The 17,035-nt window shown below is 66.4% G+C and carries 18 protein-coding genes; 9 read left to right on the top strand and 9 right to left on the bottom strand.

From position 1 onward, the window contains the following. Positions 1-17: 17 nt before the first annotated feature. Positions 18-227 (top strand): hypothetical protein, encoded by a 210-nt coding sequence (locus tag A9X01_RS12540; protein ID WP_065121088.1) that lies wholly within the window; start codon positions 18-20, stop codon positions 225-227. Here the strand turns inward: A9X01_RS12540 and A9X01_RS12535 are convergent. Further along, positions 224-970 (bottom strand): alpha/beta fold hydrolase, encoded by a 747-nt coding sequence (locus A9X01_RS12535; RefSeq protein WP_065121087.1) that lies wholly within the window; start codon positions 968-970, stop codon positions 224-226. The genes A9X01_RS12540 and A9X01_RS12535 overlap by 4 nt on opposite strands. A 226-nt stretch (positions 971-1,196) precedes the next feature. Between A9X01_RS12535 and A9X01_RS12530 the strand changes: the two genes are divergently transcribed. Next, positions 1,197-1,403 (top strand): long chain fatty acid-CoA synthetase Faa4p, encoded by a 207-nt coding sequence (locus A9X01_RS12530; RefSeq protein ID WP_172832504.1) that lies wholly within the window; start codon positions 1,197-1,199, stop codon positions 1,401-1,403. Between the two features lie 17 nt (positions 1,404-1,420). Here the strand turns inward: A9X01_RS12530 and A9X01_RS12525 are convergent, their stop codons facing one another. Further along, a complete protein-coding gene (locus A9X01_RS12525; protein WP_065121086.1) occupies positions 1,421-3,925 on the bottom strand; it encodes a glycogen/starch/alpha-glucan phosphorylase in 2,505 nt (834 codons plus the stop codon). Between the two features lie 99 nt (positions 3,926-4,024). After that, positions 4,025-6,226, bottom strand: a complete 2,202-nt coding sequence (gene helR / locus A9X01_RS12520) for an RNA polymerase recycling motor ATPase HelR (RefSeq protein WP_065121085.1) — start codon at positions 6,224-6,226, stop codon at positions 4,025-4,027. A 182-nt stretch (positions 6,227-6,408) separates the two neighbouring features. On the opposite strand from helR, the gene A9X01_RS12515 reads away from it, so the two are divergent. The 4 genes from A9X01_RS12515 to A9X01_RS12500 all read left to right on the top strand — a co-directional run bounded on the left by A9X01_RS12515 (position 6,409) and on the right by A9X01_RS12500 (position 9,656). Then, on the top strand, positions 6,409-7,863 hold the full coding sequence (locus A9X01_RS12515) for a DHA2 family efflux MFS transporter permease subunit (protein WP_081282351.1): 1,455 nt from the start codon (positions 6,409-6,411) through the stop codon (positions 7,861-7,863). Between the two features lie 110 nt (positions 7,864-7,973). Next, positions 7,974-8,159 (top strand): TetR/AcrR family transcriptional regulator, encoded by a 186-nt coding sequence (locus A9X01_RS32365; RefSeq protein ID WP_065121083.1) that lies wholly within the window; start codon positions 7,974-7,976, stop codon positions 8,157-8,159. 67 nt (positions 8,160-8,226) lie between these two features. Then, the gene (locus tag A9X01_RS12505) at positions 8,227-8,694 is read left to right on the top strand and encodes a CD225/dispanin family protein (protein ID WP_065121082.1); all 468 of its coding nucleotides are present in this window, start codon (positions 8,227-8,229) and stop codon (positions 8,692-8,694) included. An 11-nt stretch (positions 8,695-8,705) separates the two neighbouring features. Next, on the top strand, positions 8,706-9,656 hold the full coding sequence (locus A9X01_RS12500) for an alpha/beta hydrolase (protein ID WP_065121081.1): 951 nt from the start codon (positions 8,706-8,708) through the stop codon (positions 9,654-9,656). On the opposite strand, the gene A9X01_RS12495 is transcribed toward A9X01_RS12500, so the two are convergent. Continuing rightward, positions 9,634-9,957: a DMT family transporter gene (locus tag A9X01_RS12495; RefSeq protein WP_065121080.1), complete on the bottom strand. Its 324-nt coding sequence runs from the start codon at positions 9,955-9,957 to the stop codon at positions 9,634-9,636. The two genes, A9X01_RS12500 and A9X01_RS12495, sit on opposite strands and share 23 nt — an antisense overlap. 53 nt (positions 9,958-10,010) lie before the next feature. Continuing rightward, on the bottom strand, positions 10,011-10,646 hold the full coding sequence (locus tag A9X01_RS12490) for an HD domain-containing protein (RefSeq protein ID WP_065121079.1): 636 nt from the start codon (positions 10,644-10,646) through the stop codon (positions 10,011-10,013). 156 nt (positions 10,647-10,802) lie between these two features. On the opposite strand from A9X01_RS12490, the gene A9X01_RS12485 reads away from it, so the two are divergent. Further along, positions 10,803-11,174 carry a DoxX family protein gene (locus A9X01_RS12485; protein WP_253849110.1) on the top strand — a complete coding sequence of 124 codons (372 nt, stop codon included), beginning with the start codon at positions 10,803-10,805 and terminating at the stop codon, positions 11,172-11,174. A 4-nt stretch (positions 11,175-11,178) separates the two neighbouring features. Here the strand turns inward: A9X01_RS12485 and A9X01_RS12480 are convergent, their stop codons facing one another. Both A9X01_RS12480 and A9X01_RS12475 read right to left on the bottom strand, forming a co-directional pair. Beyond that, positions 11,179-12,015: an oxidoreductase gene (locus A9X01_RS12480; protein ID WP_065121078.1), complete on the bottom strand. Its 837-nt coding sequence runs from the start codon at positions 12,013-12,015 to the stop codon at positions 11,179-11,181. Between the two features lie 82 nt (positions 12,016-12,097). Further along, complete coding sequence (locus tag A9X01_RS12475) at positions 12,098-12,370, bottom strand: hypothetical protein (protein WP_065121077.1); 273 nt, start codon at positions 12,368-12,370, stop codon at positions 12,098-12,100. 187 nt (positions 12,371-12,557) lie between these two features. On the opposite strand from A9X01_RS12475, the gene A9X01_RS12470 reads away from it, so the two are divergent. Next, positions 12,558-13,247 carry an MspA family porin gene (locus A9X01_RS12470; protein WP_065121103.1) on the top strand — a complete coding sequence of 230 codons (690 nt, stop codon included), beginning with the start codon at positions 12,558-12,560 and terminating at the stop codon, positions 13,245-13,247. On the opposite strand, the gene lipL is transcribed toward A9X01_RS12470, so the two are convergent. Beyond that, on the bottom strand, positions 13,220-14,479 hold the full coding sequence (gene lipL / locus A9X01_RS12465) for an esterase/beta-lactamase LipL (protein WP_065121076.1): 1,260 nt from the start codon (positions 14,477-14,479) through the stop codon (positions 13,220-13,222). The genes A9X01_RS12470 and lipL overlap by 28 nt on opposite strands. 72 nt (positions 14,480-14,551) lie before the next feature. After that, entirely contained in the window at positions 14,552-15,430 is an 879-nt protein-coding gene (gene ppk2 / locus A9X01_RS12460) for a polyphosphate kinase 2 (RefSeq protein ID WP_065121075.1), read from the bottom strand. 266 nt (positions 15,431-15,696) lie between these two features. Between ppk2 and A9X01_RS31870 the strand changes: the two genes are divergently transcribed. Next, a partial coding sequence (locus A9X01_RS31870) for a PE family protein (protein WP_155772056.1) occupies positions 15,697-17,035 on the top strand: 1,339 nt, incomplete at its 3' end.

Here is a 17,035-nt window from a genome sequence, read left to right as displayed (position 1 = left end):
CGGTTATTCCGTGGGGCATGTCGGATGAAGGACGCGATCAAGAGGCGGGCGATCGCGCGGCCGAGTTGAACGAGCAGGTCGCCGAGGGCCATGAGTGGGCCGCCCGCGCCAAGCCCAGCCGCAACACAGATCTGCATGACGACGCGGCCAGCGATCACCGTCGAACCGCAGGGAAAGGTCGCTCGGAAGCCGAGGCCGCCCGCAACGAAGAGCGGGAAACCAGCTAGTCGAGCGTCGCCCAGAACCGCGTGAGCACCTCGGCGCCGCGGGCCGGGTCCTGCACCATCCACCAATGCCCGAGCCCGTCGAGCACCTCTGTGCGTGCTCCGGCGCGCCCTGCGGCGCGGCCACGGATCGTGCCTGATCCGACGTAGCCGTCCTCGGTTGCCAGTATCGACAGGCCCGGGCGTATCGCGGCATTCGGCAGCGCGTGACCGGCCTCCGCCATCGCCGGTTGCCGGGCCGAGCGATAGAGCGACAGAATGGCCCGGCCCATCTCCGGGCCCTGCGCCTGCGCGAGCGAGGTGGCGATGTCGGGCGTGATGCCCAGCCCGGTCAGCTGCTCCGCGCGGTCCTCGACGGTCCCGGCCATCATGGTCTCGATCAGCTCTTCACCCGCGCCCGGTGTTTGCCAGATCTGCGCCATGTCATGCCATACGTAGTCGGGATCAAAGAGGCCGACTACGTCGCTGACCCAGCTCCGGACCAGCTCGGGGCGATGCATCACCGCGTTGACGACGTGGCCACCGCCCCAGTCGTGACCGACCAGGTCGATCGGGCCGGAAATTTGTTCCAGCTCGCCCTCGAGCCAGTCACGGTAGGCCAGAAACGTCGCCGGGAAATCGTCGGGCAGTGGCGCGCCGAAACCAGGCGGCGACAACCGCACCACATCCGCGCGGCCGAGCGCTTGCACCAACGGACCCCAAATCGCTTCGGTCTCGGGGTTGCCGTGCACCAGAACGACCGGCACTGTGACCTCCTTAGGCCCTGCTGGTAGCGGTGGGGCGGGTGGCGAGGCCCAAGCATAGACCTGCGGTTCTGGGCGGCCCGCTACGACGATTAGGTTTTGCTCAGGAGTCGCATTATTCTTGCCCGCGGTCCGTCATCGACTCAGGAAAGCAACCATGTCTCTCCAGCCCACACTGCGTCGCTCACATTCGTTACGCAGCGGTCGTGCCCAGCGGTTCCCTCGTCACCTGCATTGCCTGTCGGTCGGCCAGTGCTTCGATATCGAAGTCACCCGCGACGCCGAAGGATGGCTGATCCGGATCCCCGAGGTGGGTGGGGTCGTCCGGGCCGGTCGGCGGGCCGCGGTGGAGTTGGCGGCGCGTAAGTGCATCGCGGCCAGGACCGGCATCCCGATCGGTTACGTCACGGTGTACGTCGCGCGCGAGGACGTCTAGACCCTTGCCGTCGGCCGTCAGATCTTCACTGTCAGCGGCCAGACCTGCCAGATGTCCTCGCAGTACTCGGCGATAGCCCGGTCCGAGGAGAACTTGCCGCTGCGTGCGGAGTTCAGGATCGACATCTTCGTCCAGGCTTCGCCGTCCAGCCACGCCGCACTCACCCGCTCCTGGCACTCCACGTAGGAGGCGAAGTCGGCGAGCACCAGGAACGGGTCGTCGTAGCGAAGATTGTCCACCAGTGGCCGGAACACCTCGGGGTCCCCATGTGAGAACGTCCCGCCCAGAATCAGATCCAGCACCGCGCGCAGTTCGTCGTTGCTGTCGATGTAGTCCTGGGGGCGGTACCCGCCGGCCTTGAGCGCTTCCACCTCCTGCACCGTCAGTCCGAACAGGAAGAAGTTCTCCGGCCCGGCCTCTTCGCGGATTTCGACGTTGGCTCCGTCGAGGGTGCCGACGGTCAGGGCTCCGTTGATCATGAACTTCATGTTGCCGGTGCCCGAGGCTTCCTTACCCGCGGTGGAGATCTGCTCGGAAACGTTCGCGGCGGGATAGATCAGATGGGCATTCTGCACATTGAAGTTCGGGATGAAGGCCACCTTCAGGAACCGGTTGACCTCGGGGTCGGCGTTGATGGTCTCGGCGACGGCGTTGATCAGCTTGATGATTCGCTTGGCGATGAAGTAACCGGGCGCCGCCTTGCCGCCAAAGATGAACGCCCGCGGCGGAATCGACAAGCCGGGGTTCTGCTTGAGCCGATAGTAGAGGGCAATGATGTGCAGGACGTTGAGGTGCTGCCGCTTGTACTCGTGGATGCGTTTGACCTGGATGTCGAAAATCCAGTTCGGGTTCAGTTCCACACCGGTGGCCGAGCGGATGAACGCGGCCAGCCGAGCTTTGTTGCTGCGTTTGATGTCGCGCCACTGCGCCCTGAAGGACGAGTCGTTGACGTACTGCTCGAGCCCGCGTAAGCGGCCGAGATCGGTCAGCCAGCCTTCGCCGATGGTGCGGTCGAGCAACTCCCGCAGTCCGGGGTTGGCCAGCGCCAGGAAGCGGCGCGGCGTCACACCGTTGGTCTTGTTGCTGAATCGCTCCGGCCACATTTCGTAAAAGTCTTTCAGCACACTGTCTTTGAGCAGCTCGGTGTGCAGCGCGGCGACCCCGTTGATGGCATGGCTGCCGACCGTGGCCAGGTGGGCCATGCGGACGTTCTTGCCGCCCTCCTCGCCGATCAGCGACATCCGGCCGACCCGTTCGGCGTCGCCCAGGAACCGGATGCGGACCTCGTCGAGGAAGCGGCGGTTGATCTCGTAGATGATCTCCAGATGACGGGGCAGCGACTGCCCGAACATTTCCAGCGGCCAGGTCTCCAGCGCCTCGGGCAGCAGGGTGTGATTGGTGTAGGCGAAGGTCGCCACCGTGATGTCCCACGCCTCTTCCCAGGGCAGGTGACGCTCGTCGACCAGTAGCCGCATCAACTCGGCGACCCCGATGGAGGGGTGAGTGTCGTTGAGCTGCAGGGCGAATCGCTGCGGAAGCTCGCGCACCGAGACATCGGCCAGGTCGTCCATGATGTGCAGCACGTGCTGCAGCGAACAGGACACGAAGAAGTGCTGCTGCAGCAGTCGCAGCCGCTTGCCGGCTTCCGGCTCGTCGTTGGGGTAGAGCACCTTGGTGACCGTCTCCGAGGTCACCTCGTCCTCGACGGCCTTGTAGTAGTCGCCGGTATTGAAAGCGTCCAGTGCGAACGACTTCACCGCCCGCGCGCTCCACAGCGTCAGCACGTTGCAGGTGTTGACGCCGTATCCCTGAATGGGCGTGTCATACGCGACGCCCTTGAGCATCAGGCCCGGCACCCAGCGGGACCGGTCGCGGCCCTCGTCGTCGGTGTAGTGCTCGACGTGGCCGCCCCACTTGACCAGGTAGTTGACGTCGGGTTTGGCGATTTCCCAAGGGTTTCCGTTGTCCAGCCAGTTGTCGGTCTGCTCGACCTGCCAGCCGTCGTGGATCTCCTGGTCGAAGATGCCGAACTCGTAGCGGATGCCGTAGCCGATCGCCGGGCGCTCCAGGGTGGCCAGCGAGTCCAGGTAGCACGCGGCGAGCCGGCCCAGACCGCCGTTACCCAAGCCCGGCTCCTCCTCACATGCCAGCACTTCGTCGTAGTTCTGGCCCATCGCCGCCAGGGCGTCCCGCGCCGCGCGTTCCATGCGGAGGTTCAGCAGGTTGTTGCCGAGTTGGGGGCCCATCAGGAATTCGGCAGACAGATAGCAGGTCACTTTGCGGCCGAGGTCGAGGGACACCTGAGTCGAGGCCACCCGGCGGTCCTGCATGCGGTCCCGGACGGCCAGCGCGAGCGCCTTGTAGTAGTGCTCGGGCCGCAGTGCGGCGGCCGGGCGGCCGATGGAATAGCGCAAATGGTCGGCGATCGCCCGCTGCAGCGCCGGTGCCTGCATGCCGGTGCGCGCGGGTTCGACGAGGTGCCCGGTGGCGGTCGTTGGACCTGTCCGATCGACATCAGTCATCGTGAGTCCCTCCCTGAATGTCGCCAATACCGCACCGAAGTCCCGTTGCGATGTTTGCACACCCGAACTGGAAATGCCGTCCGAACAAGTGAACGCCAGCTATGAATCCCGCGCCTTTAGTCCGCTGAGCGCCGGCGGCAACGGATCGCGATGCAGGACGCCGAGGCGTTGGGTGGCGCGGGTGAGGGCGACGTACAGTTCGGCGGCGCCGCGCGGGCTCTCGGACAGGATGCGTTGCGGGTCCACCACCAGGACGGCGTCGAACTCCAGGCCCTTGGTCTCCGAAGGGGCCACCGCGCCGGGCACGTCCGGCGGCCCGATCACGGCGCTGGTGCCCTCCCGGCGGGCTTCGTCGCGGACGAATTCGTCTACCGCGGAGGATAATTCGTCGTCGCTGACCCGCCGGGACCAAGGCTTGACGCCGCATGCGCGCACCGATTCCGGTGGCTCGACGGCGGGCGCATACTCGGCCAGCAACGCGGCGGCGATCGCCATGATCTCCGCGGGGGTCCGGTAGTTCACCGACAGCGGCCGATAGACCCACCGGCCCGGCACGTAGGGCTTCAGCACGGTCTCCCAGGACGTCGCCCCGGCTGCGGACCGGCGCTGGGCGAGATCGCCGACCACCGTGAACGAGCGTGCCGGACAGCGCCGCATCAAGACCCGCCAGTCCATTTCGGAGAGTTCCTGCGCCTCGTCGACGACGATGTGCCGGTAGGTCCAATCCCGTTCTGCGGCAGCACGTTCAGATAATTCTCGGGTGTCGCGTTCGACGAATCGTTCGGCGAGGTCCTCCCCGTAGAGCAGGTCCTGGGCCAGCAGCTGATCCTCGTCGTCCATCAGGTCCTCGCGGCTGACCATCAAATCGAGCACGCCGGCCGCGTACGCCGCCTCTTCGCGCTGTTCCTGCTCGGCCTGCAGCCGGGCTCGCTCACTGGACACCTTGTCGATGCCGAGCAGGTCGGTGAGCTCGTCGAGCAACGGGACGTCCGACACCGTCCAGGCGTCGCCGACCTCGCGGAACAACGCCGGGTCGGCGCCCGCGGCCTCCAGCCGTTCGGGGGATGCGAGCAGTCCGGACAACAACTCTTCCGGGGTCAGGATCGGCCACAACTCGTCCAGCGCGGCGGTGAATGCGTCGTTCTCCGCGAGTTCCTCGATCAACTCGTCGCGAAGTTTCTCCCAGGCGTTCCGGTCGGACCGGGTCAGCCAGCCGCGGCCGATCTTGCCGATGGCGCGCTCGGTGAGCACCCACGTGATGATGTCGGTGAATGCCACCCGGGCGGCGTTGTGGGGGAGCTTGGTGGCGCGCGCTTCCTCCCTGGCCCACTGCGCCGTCTCGGCGTCGATCCGCAGCTCGACGTCGGACAGTTTGACGCGCAACGGATCCTCGGGTAGCCGTTGGCGGTCGGCGATGGCCGCGGCGAGCACGTCCAGGATCTGCAGCGAACCTTTCAGGCGGACGACGCCGGGCTCGTCCTCGGCCGTGGCGCGCAGACCGGGTACCAGGTCGCCGGTGGTCATGAACACCACGGTGGATTCACCCAGCGACGGCAGCACCCGGCTGATGTGGTTCAAGAACGCCGGGTTGGGCCCGATCACCAGCACGCCGTGCCGTTCCATCCGCTCCCGCTGGGTGTAGAGCAGGTAGGCGACGCGATGCAGCGCCACGACAGTCTTGCCGGTGCCGGGCCCCCCTTCGATCACCAGTACGCCCGAGTGGTCGAGCCGGATGATCTCGTCCTGTTCGGCCTGGATGGTTGCCACGATGTCGCGCATGCCGTCACCGCGGGGCGCGTTGACCGCGGCCAGCAGGGCGGCGTCGCTGGAACCTGCGAGCTGGTCACCGGCTTCGGTGCGACCGAGGACCTCGTCGGTGAAATCGACGACGCGATGGCCGCGGGTGTGGAACTGTCGGCGCCGCCGCATGTCCTCCGGGTGCGCGGCGGTAGCGGTGTAGAACGCCCGCGCCGCCGGCGCCCGCCAATCCAGCAGCAGGGGCTCGTACTCGTTGTTCTCATCCAGCAGGCCGATGCGGCCGATGTAAGAGCGTTTTCCCGACGCGCTGTCCAGCCGCCCGAAACACAACCCGTCGTCGGCGACATCAAGCCGCGTCATCCGCCTGGCCAGCGCCCGCACCTCGACGTCGCGGTCCATCGGGCTGGTTCCGTCGCCCCGCAACGCGTCGCGGTAGCGAGCCTTCGCCTGCGCGCGTTCGTTCTCGAGCCGTTGATAGAGCTCATCGACGTAGCCCTGCTCGGCCTCTAGCTCGTGCTCGTAGCTGGTAGTGGATTCCTGCAATTCGCAATTCCCCCTGGGGTCCGGCCAGCCATTGTGCGGTACGACCCTGGCCTTGCCGCAAGCCCCCGGTGCCGGGATATGGTGGACCGGGACGCAGGAGATTGCATGAGTAAACTCCGCTTCCCTTTCTTTTTGTTCCGACTGGGCATGATCGCCGCCGCCGCGTGCCGCACAATTCTGGGGTGGGTCAGTTGCCGTTGGCGTCGGCCGGTGCGCGCTGGCTGCTTGCCGCGACGGTCCTGGGCTCAGGCATCGCGTTTCTGGACGGCACGGTCGTCAACGTCGCGCTTCCCGCGATTGGCCGGGACTTCAATGCCGGCCTGCCCGATCAGCAGTGGATTCTCGATGGCTACCTGCTGACACTCAGCGCGTTATTGCTCGCCGGTGGCGCCGCCGGCGACAGGTATGGCCGCCGCCGGGTCTTTGTTGCCGGGCTGGCGATATTCACCGTCGCGTCGCTCGCCTGCGGTCTGGCTCCGGGTATCGGCTGGCTGATCGGCGCCCGCCTGGTGCAGGGGGTCGGTGCCGCCGCACTTGTGCCGGGCAGTCTCGCGTTGATCGACGCCGGCATCGTCGAGGCGGACCGGGGTCGTGCGGTAGGAGTCTGGGCCGGCGCGTCCGGGGCGACGACGGCGCTCGGTCCGTTCATCGGCGGGTGGCTGGTCGACGCGGTGTCCTGGCGTCTGGTGTTCTTATTGAATATCCCGCTCGCCGCTGCGGTGGGCTGGATCGCGGCGCGCCATCTCAGCGAGTCACGTGACCCGACCGCCACCGGCCGTCCGGACTTCGCGGGAACGATGACGATCGCCGTGGGCCTGGCCGGGTTGACGTATGCGCTGATCGAGGTTCCCGCTCGTGGCTGGACCGCCGGCGTTCTGAGCGCGGCGATCGTCGGCGCCGCGGGGTTAGTGGCGTTTCCGCTGATCGAGCGGCGAGTGGCGGCACCATTGTTGCCGCCGAAGCTATTTCGCTCCGCGCAGTTCACTGGCGCAAACCTGACTACGTTGGCCGTCTACACCGCCGTCGGCGGCGCGTTGTTCTTGTTGGTTCTGCAGTTGCAGCAAAGCATGCACTATTCCGCGCTCGCGGCCGGAGTTGCGACGTTACCGATCACCATCATCACCATGATCGGGTCTCCGCGTGCCGGCGCTGTTGCGCAACGCACGGGTCCCCGGGTTCCGATGACCGTCGGCCCGCTCGTGGCGGCGGTGGGCTTGGCTTTGATGGCCCGGATTGTCCCTGGGGCAACTTATTTGGGCGCGGTGCTGCCGGCAGTGGTGGTGTTCGGCGTGGGGCTGGCGATCACCGTCGCGCCGTTGACCGCGGCAGTCCTGTCCGCCGTCCCGGATAACTATGCGGGCACTGCTTCGGGGGTCAACAATGCCATCGCCAGGGTCGCCGGATTATTGGCCGTCGCAGTGCTGCCGGTGGCCGCGGGGATCAGCGCCGGCCCCGGGCAGGCACTCGGTCCCGGTTACTCGTTGGCGCTACTCATCACAGCGGCAATGTGTGTCCTGGGCGGGATCACAGCGTTTGCGACCATCCGTGCGGGCGCGGATATCACACCGCAGGTGTTGCCTGGGATCAATCACGCGTGTCAAGACCCCTGCACCAGGGCTGTTCGGCCCGCAGGCTGACGACGCCGTCGAACACCATCGGCAGCGCAGCGATCGCTTCTGGGGCGTTGCGCCAGGGTGTTCGCCGAACAGGTTGCGCCCAAACTGATTACGGCGAGCCGGACCACCTGGTGCAGCGCACCGGTTTGACGGGATCGTTTGTCATCGGTCTCGCGATCACCCGCTACATACTGGTCAATCCGCCGATTGCCGATCTCAGCCGCGACGAAATCAGCCGCCGGGCCGCTCCGGTGATCCAGCGACTCCTGGTCGGCCCGGTGCCCGAGCTCGATAGCGAAGCGCCAACTGGGGATTGACAGGCCCCGACGCACCGCGCCACTGTTATGGATCGCGTTTTCCAGCTAACTCCAGTTCGGAGTCGCCATGACAGGTCCACCGCCCGATAACTACTCGCCGTACGGAGGCTATGAGCCTTCGCCGGGGGAGTACCCGCCCTATCAAGGCGGCGGATACCCACCCCCGCAGCCGCAACAGCCGTACGGCTACCCGGCGCCGGGCGGGGGCTACCCGCCGCCGGGCGGCGGTTACCCACCGCCCTCGCCGCAACCCTATGGCGCCTATCCGCCACCGGGGCAATACGGGCAATACGGGCAGGCGGGCAAGCCGAGCAATTACCTGGTGTGGTCGATCATCACTATTTTCCTGTGCACCATCCCGGGCATTGTGGCGACCGTCTACGCCGCCAGGGTGGACGGGCTATGGGGACAGGGCCGCTATGCCGAAGCGACCAGTGCGTCCAATACCGCGAAGACGTGGGCGATTGTCGCCTCGGTGCTCGGCGGCATCATGTGGCTGCTCTATCTGGGTCGGCTGGGCTCGCGGGTTTCCTAGCGGTCGATGCGTTGACCTCCGGATCGAGCATCGACTTCGATGTCAGTGCAGCGTTGGGGGAGCCGGCATCGCTGGCCGCGACCTACTATCCGGCGCGCACTGCTGACCGCGGGCGCGCCGTCCTGTGCTGCCTGCCCGGCGGCACCTACAGCAGGCACTACTGGGATTTGCACGTCCCGGGCCATTATGGCTACAGCTTCGCCGACTTCGCGGCCGGCAACGGCTATTCGGTCCTAACGATCGATCCGTTGGGCACGGGCGAGAGTTCAAAACCGACAAGCGATTTCGACTTCACCCACATCGCGGCCACGCTCGCCGAGGTCGTCTCGGCAGTGCCCGACGTGACGGGCGACGACCGGCCCGTGGTCGCCGTCGCACATTCTTTGGGCGGGTACCTGGCGATCACCCAACAAGCCCTCTATTCGAGCTATGCGGGGCTCGCGGTACTCGGGTGCACCAATAAGCAGGTGGCGCCGCTGAATCTGAGCCCGGACTTCATTGCCCGGGCCGCCACGCCGCAGGGGCGGACAGCGCTGGCCGGTGAGATCCTCGCCGCGCTGTCGGCGCCGTACGTCGAAGGCCCCCGCGACGATCTGCAGAGCTGGTTTCATCTGCCCGACGTGCCGTCCGCCGTCATCGAAGCCGATTCCGCCGCAACGAAATCGGTGGTGCCGCGTGTGTTCGGCCTTGCGATGATCCCCGGCATTGTCAGCGAGCACGCAGCCACCATCGACGTGCCGGTCCTGATCGGCTACGGCGCCACTGACGTCTCGCCGGATCCGCGCGCCGAAGCCGCCATGTACCGCAACAGCCCCGACCTGACGACTGTGATCCTGTCGGGCAGCGCGCACTGCCACAACATGGCGTCGAGCCGGCATCGGTTGTGGCGGAGGCTGCTGGCCTGGGCGGCGACCGTGGTGGACGAGCCGGCCGGCCAACTCAGTGGGCGCCACCGAGATTGAGTGTGACGACGCCGGCAATGATCAGTCCGACGCCGATCACCTTTGCGGTCGAGATGGGGGAGCCCAGGAACATCACCGCGATCAACACGATCGCGGCCGTGCCTATCGCCGACCACAGCGCGTAGGCGACGTCGGTCTGCATGCCGCGCGAGATCGACAGCGCGAGTAAGGCGAACGCGACTGCATACCCCAGCAGGCAGGCCACTGTCGGCCATAGCCGACTGAAGCCGTCGGTGCTCTTGAGCAGGCTGGTGGCCACCACCTCGGCGAAGATGGCGACGAGCAGGTACAGGTATGCCAATGTGGTCTCCTCGTGTGCATCTGTACATGTACACGAGGGCTCTGCGGGTCTGGTCAGCTACCCCACCGGCCGGCCGCGGCCATGTGCTCGAGCATGGTGATCGCCCCACTGCGCCGTTCGCGCAAGACCTCACCGCCCATGGTGTAGGGCATTCCCGCGTCCGGGCTGCGCTGGGCATGTGCGGCGATGGCGTCCACCAACGTTGTGGCCATGGCCAGCCGCGGGTACCGAGAGTGGATGGCCTCGGCGGCCTGGTCGTCGATGAAGTCGGCGTTGCGGCCGAAGTCGATGCCTACCCCGCCGCTGACCAGATAACAGATCGGCCCGCGGCGGTGTGCGATTCCCATGGAGCTGTGCAGCGCGATGGCCTCCCACACGGCATCCACTACCGCACGGTCACAACCGTGTTCGGTCAGCAGGGTCGCTGCCAGGTCGGCACCTTCGACCTCGAAGCGTTCCTTGCCGGCAGCGGCGGTCCCGGCGCCGAGGTCGTGCAGGACGGACCCCAGGAACAGGGTTTCGCTGTCGTAATCGGTTTGCGGGCTGAGGCCATCGCGGGCGGCGAGCAGCTCGGCGAACAGGTAGCTGCGCACGCTGTGATTAAAAACCGATGTGGGCTCGGTGGATTGGGCCAGCTGAAGCGCGGCCCGAGCTACCGCGGAATCGACAAGGCCGGGAATCGTTTGCATGTCGTGGACGCTATTGGGTGCTCGGCCCCGACCGTGAGTGGCGTAAGGGACATGCATCCCACCATTTAGGCCGTCCGTCACGATCGTAGGGTGGGTCGTATGAACCTCGACCAACGCCTCACCGGCTATTCGCCTGCGGTGCTGAGCCTGTTTTGATTGGTCTACGGGCTCTTGTTTGCCGGCCACGGCTCCATGATTCTGTTCGATTGGCCCGTCCCGATTGGCCAGGACATCCCGGTCCTGCAATGGCCCGGTTGGTACGCCGGGGTCATCGAATTCACCACCGGATTGTTTGTGGCGGCGGGCCTGTTCACCCGGATCGCGGCGTTCTTCGCGTCCGGCACGATGGCGGTCGCCTATTTCTGGATGCACCAACCGCACGCCCTATGGCCCATCGGCGACCCGCCCGGCGGCAACGGTGGGACCCTGGCCATCCTCTACTGCTTCGGCTTCTTCCTGCTGGTGTTCCTTGGTGCGGGAAGGTACTCGCTGGACGCTCTGCTCGTCACGAATGTTAAACGCCGGTAAGGCTTTACGTACAGTCGTCCAGACATGTGCCCGCGCTGAGGCCCTCCCAAGCGGCGATCTCCTTGGCGCGCCGCTCGGCGATATGCCGGTAGGAGAACAGCGCGTCCTGGCCAAGTAGCAGGAATGCGGGGGGCTCGTTCGCTTCCACCGCGGCGATGATCGCTGCTGCCGCCTTGGCGGGATCACCGGTCTGGTGACCGTGCATGGTGTCGTTTTCTTTGCGGCGGCGTCCCGCGGTCTCGGCGTAGTCATCGATGACAGTGTCCGACTGCGTCAGCGAGCGCCCGGCGAAATCGGTACGGAAAGCGCCGGGCTCGACCACGGTGACCGAAATCCCCAGCGGCGCAAGCTCGCCGTGCAGCGCGCCGCTCATACCTTCGACCGCGGCCTTGGCCGCCGAGTAATAGCCCGATCCCACCGGCGTCAACTGCGCGCCGATCGAGGAGATGTTGACGATGGCGCCGGAACCGCGGGCACGCATGGCCGGCAGGACGGCCTTGATCATCGCGACCGTGCCGAAGAAGTGCGTTTCGAACAGGGCGCGAACCTTGTCGTCCTCACCCTCTTCGACGGCGGCGCGGTACCCGTAGCCGGCGTTGTTGACCAGCACGTCGATATCAACGAAGCGCTCCTGCGCCTCGCGCACCGCCTTGTCGATCTGCTCCGGCTCGGTCACGTCCAGCGTCGCCGCGAGCACCCGCTCGGGAACTGCGTCCGCGAGGTCCTTCACGCTGTCGATGTCGCGGGCCGTCACGACCGCGTTGTGTCCTTTGTCGATGACGGCCTCGGCGAGGGCGCGACCGAGCCCCGTCGAACAACCGGTGATGAGCCAGGTGGACAAAACAGGAGATCCTTCCGGTCGCAGTCATCACGAGACTACACCGAACTACTGATTGCCTTGTCCGGCAGCCGATTTCGCTGGACTAGAAGCCCATCTTCTTGCAGTTGGCGTTTCGGTTCTGGCAGAACATTCCGCTGCCGGTCCAGTCCTTGGCGCCCGGGACGCCGAAGTTGTTGGGGGTGTCGGTGGAACGGGGATCCTGAGCCAGCTGCGGGTTGATGACGATGATGTAGTCATCAATTATCGGTGGCACCGCGTCATCGGGGTCCGCGTTCGCGGCGCCGGCACTGCCGATCGCGGCCGCCAGTCCAATCAGGCCAGCAGCAATTCCCGCTGCAAATTTCTGAAGGCTCATCGGCCGCCCCCTCTGCTCTGGCGCGAATGACTGGCCATTCCTGAGCTTACTCGCGAAACGGTGATGCAATCTGAGCCTGCCGAGTCTTCGTCGCAAACCGGCTACAAACGCGCAACAACTCCGATTGGGTTAGCTAGCAAAGCCCGCACCGGCTCGGACGGTACCTAGCGTGTAGCCCGTGGTGCGCATGTCCGCGGTCGTTCGTCGTGCTGCGGTTCTCGCTGTCTGTCTGGCGCTACCAGTGACCTCTCCGTCGGCGGCGGCCGATCCCGTCTCGCAGCCGGTCGGCGTCGCGTCGTCGGCCGACGGCGCGGTACCACCCGGTGTGCCCGCCCGGGTGACGACGCCTGACGGCTGGACCCTCGCGCTCGGGGCTAGGGACGAGAAGCACGTACCGGTGGCGCCGTTGACCACCGCCGCGTCGTCTCGCGAATACCTGTCCAGCGGGATATTCGTCGCCTCCCTGACCGGTCCGGAAACCCCGCACGGCGTTCTCGAAGTGGGGTACGAAATCGGTTGCGGCATCGACATGAGCACAGCCAACGGCGTCACGATGGCCAACGGCGGGGGCGTTACTCCCTCGCTCGGCGCGGTGGTGCCGTTCGGGCCCGGCGAGCCGTTCCAACTCCTGCCGCTGATCAGTACGCCGTACAACGGAGTGGTCAGCGTCGGGATGAAGCCGGGATTCGTGGTGGTGGTGCCGGTGGTCAGGAAAGAATTCAAGGGTCCCAATCCGTGGATCATGATCAGCGAGTTCCACATGAAGATCGACGGATGCGTCGGACAGTCGTTCGTTCGCTCCTACTCGACGCTGACCCGGATCACCGATGAATCCGACGTGGTGCTCTCCTACGTCGGTGCGACCAAAGCCGTCTGATACGGCGCGCCCAGGTTCGGCACCGCGGTGAAGCCGCGTTGGTGGACTGCGGTGGTTGCCCGCCGGATAGGCAGGATCAGCGGCACGAACAGGATCTGGTCCAACAGGATCGGGGTGACCAGCCGGTTGTGCACGAACGCGAAGGAGCTCTTGGTGACCGGGTCGGCCCAGCCGATGGTGCCGCCCAGGCCGGCGTGCCCGTAGCCGCGGAGGAGACCGGGCACCGGTGATCCGTGGTAGCCGAGGTTGAACGACATCGGCACGATCAGGTTCAGGTCGGGGCGCAAGCTGGTCTTGCCCAGCAGCCCCGCCGCCAATTCCGTAGACAGCAACTGGGTTTGGGCTACCCGACCGTCGTTGGCCAACGCGCCGTACATCTTGGCCAGCCCGCGCGCCGTCACGACCGCGTTCACCGACGGAATCTCGCTGTCCAGGAAGGGCGTGTCGCCCTGGATCAGCGAGGTGATCCCGGGGACGTACATCGCACCCAGACCACCTGCCACCGGCAATTCCGCGAGTCGGGGTGCCAATAGGTCGAACAACGGGTTGGCGCGGGTGGTCTGGGGGAACATGATCTGCGCCGCTTTGGTGGGAGCCCCGGCGGGCGGACGCCCGAGGTGCAGCCCGTCGGTGTCCAGCGTTTGGGCTATCTCGGTGCGGAACAACTCGCGCATCCCCTTGCCGGTGATCGCGCGGGCCAATCCCGACGTGAGCCAGCCGTAGGTGAATGCGTGATAGGCGGCCCTGCCGGCATGCCGGTCGACCGGTGCCGCGGCCATGCGCTCTTCCATCAGCCGGTGGTCGAGCAACTCTTCCTTGCTGACCCCTTGCAGGTGTGACAGGCCGGATTTGTGCGCCAGCATGTCGCGCACCGTGATCTCGGACTTGCCGTTGGCGCCGAACTCGGGCCAATACTCCGCGACGGGCGCGTCGTAGGAAAGCTTGCCGCGGTCAACCAGGCGATGTAGGACGGTGGCGGCCACTCCCTTGCTCGCGGAGAACACCATGGCGCCGGTGTTCGCTGACCAGGGCACGTCACCGTGTCGATCCGACCACCCGGTCCAGACGTCGACGACGGGCTCGCCGTCCACGTAGACCGACAGGGCGCCGCCGCCGAAGCGCGGGCCGCCGGAGAAGATCTTCGCGAAAGTGCTTACGGCGCAACCGAACCTCGGGTCCGCGGCGCCTTGTACATGCGCGGGCAGTCCGTTACCGCTCTCCAGGAGCGTCATGGCGCGTCGCAAGGGTGTTGCTGAAACATGAGAACAATATTACCACTGAGTGAAAATGTAGTTCTTGGACGGTTAGTCTTCCAGCGCACGGCCGACGATCAGCGGGTCAGGCACGCCCACCAGCTCGTGGTCCTTGTCCTCGTAGTCGAACTTGTCGAGCAGGTGTCGCATCGCGTTGATGCGGGCGCGCTTCTTGTCATTGCTTTTCACCACGATCCACGGCGCGAAGTCGGTGTCGGTCGCGGCGAACATTTCTTCTTTCGCGGCCGTGTAGGCGTCCCACCGGTTCACCGACTCCATGTCCATCGGCGAGAATTTCCATTGCTTGACGGGGTCGATAAGACGTATGGCGAACCTGGTGCGCTGCTCGTGTGGGGACACCGAGAACCACAGCTTGGTGAGCTTGATTCCGTCTTTGACCAGAAGCTTCTCCAATGCCGGTGCCTGTTCCAGAAATTCAGCGTGCTGCTCGGGGGTGCAGAATCCCATCACCTTCTCCACGCCGGCGCGGTTGTACCAAGAGCGGTCGAACAGCACCATCTCGCCCGCGGCCGGCAGGTGAGTGATGTAGCGCTGGAAATACCACTGCGTCTGTTCGCGCTCTGATGGCTTCGCCAGCGCCACCACCCGCGCCGTCCGGGGATTCAGGTGCTCCATGAATCGCTGGATGGTGCCGCCCTTGCCAGCGGCGTCGCGACCCTCGAACAGAATCAGGTGCCGGGTGCCGGTGCTCCGGCTGTTGTTCTGCAACTTCAGCAATTCGATCTGCAGCCGTCGTTTGAGCCACTCGTATTCGTCGCGCGGCATCCGGTGGTCGTAGGGATAGCGCTCGCGCCAGGTCTCGACGGGTTTGCCGTCCCGGTCCAGCAGGACCGGTTCGTCGTCATCCTCGTCGTCGACGGTGTAGCCGTGCTCGGGCGTCGAAAGCGTATCCAGATCAATCTCTGCCATGACTCCACGCTATGCGCTGCGTGGAAAGATATTGCGCTGCACGGGGTTTGAGTTTTGCGGATGCGCGGTTTGCAGGCGGAATTGATTCGAGGTGAACTTGAATCAAACAATTTGCCGGGATTCGTCGCCATCCTGAATACAAGGGTCTAACATCCAGGGATCATTCCTGCCGAAAGTATCGGCCCGGGTGGGTCTTCTGAGTGCCGCGTGCGTGACATGGCGGCTGTCCCTAATTGCGCGCATTTTCCCTACCGATGGGAGCAGCCATGTCGTTCTTCGTGACCGTTTCGCCGGAGGCGGTGGCGGCAGCCGCCCAGGATCTGACGGGCCTGGGGACGGCGCTGCGCGCCGCCAACGCCGCAGCGGCGGAACCGACGACCTCGCTGCTTGCAGCGGCGCAGGATGAGGTGTCGGCGGCGATCGCATCGTTTCTGGCCGGCTATGGCCAGGAATATCAGGCGCTGACCACGCAGGCGGCGCTGTTTCAAGCCGACCTGGTGCGCGCGTTGAATCAGGCCGCGGCCAGCTATGCCGCCGTTGAGGCGGCCAACGCGTCCCCGTTGGAGGCATTGCAGCAATCCGTTTTGGGTGCCATCAATGGCCCTACCACCGCATTCTTGGGGCGTCCGCTGATCGGCGACGGCACCAACGGCGCCCCCGGCACCGGCGCGGCCGGTGGCGCCGGCGGGATTCTGTGGGGCAACGGCGGTAACGGCGGGTCTGGCGGTATCGGTAAGGCCGGTGGCGCCGGAGGCGATGCTGGGTTCTTCGGCAATGGCGGCTTGGGTGGGGCCGGCGGGGCCGGCGCCCCGGGCGCCGCGGGCGGGGCCGGTGGACAAGGTGGCACCGGCGGGATCTTGGGCGGTTTTGGCGGGGCCGGTGGCATTGGCGGGCTCGGCGGCGGGGGCACCGACACGCTGGCCGCCGGTGCCGGCGGGGCCGGTGGGGCCGGTGGGTTGGCTAGGGCGGCGGCGTTCTATAGCGGCGGCGCCGGCGGTGCTGGCGGTAATTCCGGGATTGCGGGTGTTGGTGGGGCCGGCGGGGCCGGTGATGCCCTGACCACCGGTGGTGTGGGCGGGGTCGGTGGCGATGCCGGCGGTGTCGGTGCCGGTGGTGTGGGCGGTGCTGCGGGCGGCCCCGGTGCCGCCGCGGGCGCTACGGGTGCGGCGGGGTCAAAGGTGGCCGGCGGTCACGGTGGTGCGGGTGGTGCGGGGTTCAGCGCTACCGCTGTCGGTGGGGGGAACGGCGGCGATGGTGGCGCTGGTGGTGCTGGCGGTAGTCACGGCAATGGGGGTGCCGGGGGTGCCGGTGGTGATGGTGCCGCGGGTGCCGCAGGGGTGAACCCGACACCGGTGAACCCGGCGGCGAACGGGGCTGACGGTGACAATGCCCCGCCGTCGGGGACCGCCACGGCGGGCACCGCCGGCGGCAATGGCGCGTTGCCCGGCCAGGCTGGCGGTAAGGGCGGTCAGGGCGGAGCCGAGGTGAGCAACGACGCCGAGCCCGGTGTGGGTAAGGCCGGCGGTGCTGGCGGCGACGGCGGTCCGGCGGGGCCGCGGGCAATGGCGGAGCAGGAGGCAATCCCGGCATCGGCGGAATCGGCGG

This window comes from Mycobacterium asiaticum (genome assembly GCF_001668675.1).
GTDB classification, from domain to species: domain Bacteria; phylum Actinomycetota; class Actinomycetes; order Mycobacteriales; family Mycobacteriaceae; genus Mycobacterium; species Mycobacterium asiaticum_D.
Note: the sequence above shows the minus strand (reverse complement) of the source record. Positions and strands in the feature narration are given on the sequence as shown.